Here is a 6000-nt window from a genome sequence, read left to right as displayed (position 1 = left end):
TAACGAGTAACTTATCATCACAGTACATATCGTTAGATGGAGCGCCGGATGCTGGGAAACTAGCACGTCCTTGGTGTGGAGCAGGGGAAAAGCTGGAGATAACGTCAAAGGCTTACCTATTGCTAACTTTAGGTTAATAAACTAAATCAGAAAATCGGTTCCTGAACGTTGTAAAGGAACCGATTTTTCATGCTCTAATTTGCTTAACGTTGTATATCTGCATTTTCCTGACGCTACCCAATTATTGATTAGACCTTATGATTGGAACAATTATTTGCCAGACAGGAAATAGTCTCTTTCTAAGGGTTCCGTTTCAGATTCATCATACGTACCATCTGAAATAAGCCAAAAGCTAATATATTCTAACAGGAGGTTTTTCGTCGGATCCATAAGACATATCCTTTATGTTAGTACTCTCCTTTTAAATATGCTCAGTTTAAACAATAACACCAAAAAAACCCTCATATGAGATATGAGGGTTTCGTTCATTTTTTGTTAAACTCATTCTCTGAATCTAACTCGTTTATCGCTTTTGTTAAAGTATCTAATTTCTTCTCAAACCTAGTTAGAAGATAAATAGCTAAGACTATCGGGAATCCCAAGTTTCCCGTAATCATTGCCCACTCAGGAAATTCTGTCATCACAATCACTCCTCCGTATACTTTTCTTCGATGCCCTGAAACATCTGTAATTTTCTCAAGTAAAAAGTTTGACTACATAGTACACCTCTCTTTGCACATATCCCAAAGATATTTCACGGGAATTTCCACAACCACGCTTGTATATTTTGTCGAAAAAAAATAAAATAAGAACATATGTTCCTATTTTGGTTGTTGTTTTTATCCTATAGGTACCTTTTATCTATAAATAATATTTCTAGGAGGTACTTTATGTTTAAGGAGTACACAGACAAATTATCTAAATTCGAGAAACTCCTTTTCCTCCAATTCCAAAAGGACCACGAAAAACTAATCAAAAATCCATTGGTAAAAAAATTCCTTGAACAAGAAGAGCATTTTAACTTATTAATACAAAATCTCAAAGATCCCAGTGACGAGAATAGGAATATGTTGGATTCGTCTTTTCGTGAATATTATACAGGGGTAAAAGTGATTAATTATCTATCTAAAACAATCCATTGGGGGGCGGTTAACTTTGATAAGAAACAACGAAGAGAAAAAAATCGTTTCCCCTTAGTTATGGATGGAACTGTCGATGACGATGAAAGTAGCTTAGTTGAAGGGATTCCGAGCTCCGAGCCCCTTGTTGATATCCAAGTCATTGAAAATGTGCATAATTCGTTGGAAAACAAGATAGAAAATGAAAGATTAAAAATTGCTTTTTCAAAATTGACTGAACGTCAGAAGAAAGTCCTTGAGTTTGTTTATGGAAATAACCTTACATTAACAAAAACAGCTCATGAGCTAGGTATTACACAACAAGGTGCTTCAAAAATACAAAAGAAAGCCTTGGAACGATTGAGGAGAGAAATGGAGGGTGCGCAATGAAAGAATGGAAGACCTTAATTGAGAAATCCCAAAACGGTGATGAGTATAGTACGGTGAAGATTATAAAGAGAATTGAACCGAAAATAAAAAAGTCACTCAAACAAACAACTTATCAAGATAGAGAAAACCTGGAACAGGAATTGATATCAAAAACCTTAAAAGTAACACATTCTTTTGATACTAATAATGTTCCAGGGTTTTGGGAGTTTCTATCAACAAATAATTAGAGATTTTTTCGATTGATTTTAAAAGAGGTTGTGATTTTTCATTTTTAAACGCTTTACCTAATATACGAAACAGATATCTGGTTTGTGGGGTGTACAAACCGATGTCTTACACCCTTTCGTAATCAATAATATATGGAAGGATGAGAATATTGAGTATTTCAGTTGGAATAGCGTTAAGTCGAGGCGATTCAGGAGAAGACGTGAGAGAACTGCAACAAGCATTAGTAGATAACAACTTTTACCCGGATAAAGATGCTTCTAATTATGGGATCGATGGAAGCTATGGCCCGGCTACTGAAGATGCGGTACGAAGATTTCAAATTGTGCGAGGTCTTACTGTTGATGGGAAGGCTGGTCCAGAAACAATCAGCGCCCTTAAGTTGTATGAAGATGATCTTGTTAAAAATAGCATCACCGCATTAGTACCTGGAAATAACGGAGAATCAGTTCGTTTCTTACAAGAGACTCTCAAAAGTGAAGGGTTTTATACAGATGTATTAGATGGAAATTACGGTCCTAATACTGAATATGCAGTTAGACGGTACCAAACCATGCATGGTTTGACAGTAGACGGTATGGCAGGCCCAGAAACGCTCTCTTCCCTTGGAATTTATTCTGGAATTTCGGTGGGGGTACAGACTACTGGAGCTTTGCAACCTGGCGACTCAGGTGATGAAGTGAGATTCTTACAACAAATTTTATCCAATCGAGGTTATTATGATAATTCTATTGATGGTAGTTACGGACCAGCTACTGAGAATTCAGTACGTACCTATCAAACAGATAATGGTTTGACCATTGACGGTATGGCAGGCCCAGGGACCCTAACATCTCTCGGAATCTATGAGGGTAAATCCGGTGCGATCGGGGCTATGCAACCAGGTGACACCGGAGAAGAAGTGAAAATCCTCCAACGACATCTGGCCAATAATGGTTTTTACTCTGGAAGTATTGATGGTAGTTATGGCCCGGGTACCAAAAGTGCTGTACGCAATTTCCAGTCTGCTAATGGTTTGACCATTGATGGTATGGCAGGTCCGGAAACACTTTCTTCCCTTGGAATTTATAACGGTAGCTTCAGTTCTGAATTGATTAATGCTGTGCAACGAGGCGATTCAGGAGGAGATGTAAGGATTCTTCAGCAAGCGCTCGTAGATAATAACTTTTATCCAGATGTAAATGCTGCTAACTTTGGTGTTGATGGCTATTTTGGATCAAAAACGGAAGATGCCGTACGGCGTTATCAGCTCATGAAGGGATTAAGTGTTGATGGTTCGGCAGGACCAGAAACGCTCTCATCTCTTGGAATTTATGGATCCGGTTCAGGTTCTTCCCGCGGTTCAGGTTTTTATGGTGATGCTTTGTTACCTGGTGATGTAGGAGATGCTGTAAGGATTCTTCAGGAAACACTGGCTGATTTAGGGTATTATTCTGACAGTATAGATGGAAGTTATGGTCCGGCTACTGAAAGAGCCGTTCGCAGCTATCAATCTTCTAATGGATTAACTGTTGATGGTAATTCTGGGCCTAAGACACTTAGTTCCCTAGGGTTAAAAGGAAGTAATGCTGATGATATCGATATAAGCGATACTATTACAGGTGGCAACTTCGCAGATGTTTCTATAGTTGAAAAAATTATTCCCTTTTACAATTCGAACCGACCAGGAACCAAAATGAATCCCACTTATATTACTATTCATGAAACAGCTAATACGAATTCTGCAGCTACTGCAGCTATGCACGCTGAATATGTAAAACGGCACGATACACCAACATCATGGCATTATACAGTAGACTCATGGCCTGTTATTTACCAGCATTTACCTCTGGACGAGATTGGATACCACGCTGGAGATACTTATGGTAATTATAATAGTATCGGCATTGAGCTTTGTGTAAATGATATGGACAATTTTCATATAACTAGAAAGAATGCGGCTGCGTTAGTAAGTTATCTTATGAATGAATTTGATATTCCACTTTCCAATGTTGTTCCACACAATTATTGGAGTGGGAAGAACTGTCCTACTAACTTATTACCAGTATTCGAAAATTTTAAAATGCAGGTAATGGAATCATTGTCTTACATTTATGAACCTGATCCAAACCTCCGTGTCATAAAATCACCTTTTTCAGATAATATCAAAGAATATTATGACTCTGATCAAATTGGAACCATCAGCTACTCAAAAGGATATACTGTTGAACTTGGACGTATCAGTGGGGAATTAACCGGGACTATATTGCTAGGCGACCCTGATAAAGCTGAATGGGATTTAGAAGCTAACAAGGCTATAGAAGGCGCTGTAATCAGCGGGGTTATTAACCAAGCTCTAAACAAAATGTTGCAAGAGGGTTTCTTGCCTGGATTTAGGGAAGTCGCTGAAGCACGAGCAGAACTTGATAGCATTGTAGGAGATAACCTTAAAGAAATTGTGGAGCTTCGAGTAAGTGAAATGGATCTAAAAACATTAGACGAAGCTCCTTTTTTCAAAATGGATTATCTCACTATTGAAGCAATGTTCGAACAGTCTACAAATGTACATTACAAAGAAAAGCTTGTATTAGATGATGTCGACTGGGACAGGAAACAACTTCAAAAAGATGCTACAGTACTTGTCTTAGTGTGCTTGTTAGCTTTCTTCTTCTCTGTTGGGTTATCAGGAGCAGCCCTGTTTAATTTATTTAGAACAGTATCTCAGACTGTATTTCGCCAAGTATTAACGTAAAGAAAACTAAATAACTAAAAACAAAGACTCTTGTACCTCCCTAATATAATTGATATTGTGTTCTGTGAATATATTCGGGGAGGTACAAGACTATCATGAATAAAATATTGTCATTTTTCTTTACAATATCCATTATCACCTTAGTTGCTTGTAGTGAAGAGGGAAAGCAAGTAGAAGAGGAACAATCTCAACAGGAGAAGACCTCTGAGGAAGGGGAAAAAACTGAGGAACAAGATACGGGGACGCCCGGAGGGGAGTTTCAGTCTGTAGCCCATAAAGAAGATATAGATACAGTAGAAGTAGGACCTTTAACTTTAACTATTGTATCTTCAAACCTAGTAACTGGTACAGTAACAGATCCTTTCATCCTCGATAAAATTGGTGAAGAGAACATTGATTATATCAATATAGGAATGGAAATCAGTACTACAGATGAAGATATCAATTTCTCTAGTGATCATTTGAAGTTAACAACCGATACAGGGGAAAGCTTTGAATCTCCTCATGATTTTATGAGTGATAAAGTGGAAATGCAATACATTAAAGAAGATTTCACAAGATCACGTATGATTGTTTATTTATTTGATAATTCAAAAGTAGAGGATATTAAATCCGCAAATCTCCTTATAAAAGCACCTACAGACCAAGACGGACAGCCATTAGGCGAAGACGCAAATGTTGAAATCGATTTTGAGGAGAAATAAATCTTCCTAGATGGGTTGTATTACATTTTACTTATTATTGTTCTAGTTGTAGGAATAGGGTACGCTAGAAAACTAGCCGTAAAACAAACCTCTTCTGTAGTGGAGACGAACAATAAACACAATGAAATTTTTGATGAACGAATTAAAGATATGAAAATTCAACAAGAGACACTTATAGAGTAGTTAAAGGAAATAAAAGAAATAATAGAAAAATAATACAAATAACAGAAGATTATAAAGCATTTTAAATCCAATTCCAATAAAACTGGTGCCTAAACAACTAAAGGTACCAGTTTTTTGGTTTGTTTAGACACAGGTGTGTTTTTTAAATGTAAAGTAATATAGCCGACTTCTCATTGTGGTATTAATCTAGGTCTAAATTAGGAAGTAGTTTCATACCTTTTGTTAAGGTCTGCACTTTACGATCTTATCAGACCTTAACATTGCAGTATGAACAAATACTTTCTTTTTCCTTTTGATCAGCAATTCGCAACATTGATTATTAGTAAAGAATTGACGCAATTCCACTATGAAGTGAAGCATTTCAATCGAAAGCATAAAAAATCGGTCCCTTCATAACGTTTAGGAACCGATAGAAACATTCAATTATACAATAATTCATTAACACAATTACTCAGTAATACATAATAGCAATCCCCTGCTAATAGAAAGATCTAATTTCACCTGATATTCAATGCTTTGACTGACTCTCACTTCCTATTCTATAGAACAGCAATTCTTTAATTACAAGACTCCATTCATGTATCTCAAAAATCTCTAGCCTTCTTAATTACATAACCGTTTTTAAATTGATTATTTACACTATAACTAA

5 protein-coding genes are annotated in these 6000 nt (G+C 36.6%); 4 read left to right on the top strand and 1 reads right to left on the bottom strand.

Annotated elements, in window-relative coordinates; all coding sequences use genetic code 11:
• Positions 1–485: 485 nt before the first annotated feature.
• Positions 486–641 carry a YvrJ family protein gene (locus GLV97_RS18785; protein ID WP_160890330.1) on the bottom strand — a complete coding sequence of 52 codons (156 nt, stop codon included), beginning with the start codon at positions 639–641 and terminating at the stop codon, positions 486–488.
• 249 nt (positions 642–890) lie between these two features.
• Between GLV97_RS18785 and GLV97_RS18780 the strand changes: the two genes are divergently transcribed.
• From GLV97_RS18780 to GLV97_RS18750, 4 genes are all read left to right on the top strand, one after another.
• Positions 891–1508: a sigma-70 family RNA polymerase sigma factor gene (locus GLV97_RS18780; RefSeq protein WP_160890324.1), complete on the top strand. Its 618-nt coding sequence runs from the start codon at positions 891–893 to the stop codon at positions 1506–1508.
• Positions 1505–1735, top strand: coding sequence for a helix-turn-helix domain-containing protein (locus tag GLV97_RS18775; RefSeq protein ID WP_160890323.1), 231 nt, complete (start codon positions 1505–1507; stop codon positions 1733–1735). Before GLV97_RS18780 ends, GLV97_RS18775 begins: the two co-directional genes overlap by 4 nt.
• Before the next feature lie 149 nt (positions 1736–1884).
• On the top strand, positions 1885–4464 hold the full coding sequence (locus tag GLV97_RS20085) for a peptidoglycan recognition protein family protein (RefSeq protein ID WP_423784980.1): 2580 nt from the start codon (positions 1885–1887) through the stop codon (positions 4462–4464).
• A 95-nt stretch (positions 4465–4559) separates the two neighbouring features.
• A complete protein-coding gene (locus tag GLV97_RS18750) occupies positions 4560–5168 on the top strand; it encodes a hypothetical protein (protein ID WP_160890322.1) in 609 nt (202 codons plus the stop codon).
• The last annotated feature ends 832 nt before the right edge of the window (positions 5169–6000 follow it).

Origin of the sequence: Halobacillus litoralis (genome assembly GCF_009856355.1) — a bacterium.
In the GTDB taxonomy this organism is placed as follows: domain Bacteria; phylum Bacillota; class Bacilli; order Bacillales; family Halobacillaceae; genus Halobacillus; species Halobacillus litoralis_B.
The sequence above is the reverse complement of the archived record's forward strand: the minus strand, read 5'-3'. Positions and strand labels throughout refer to the sequence as shown.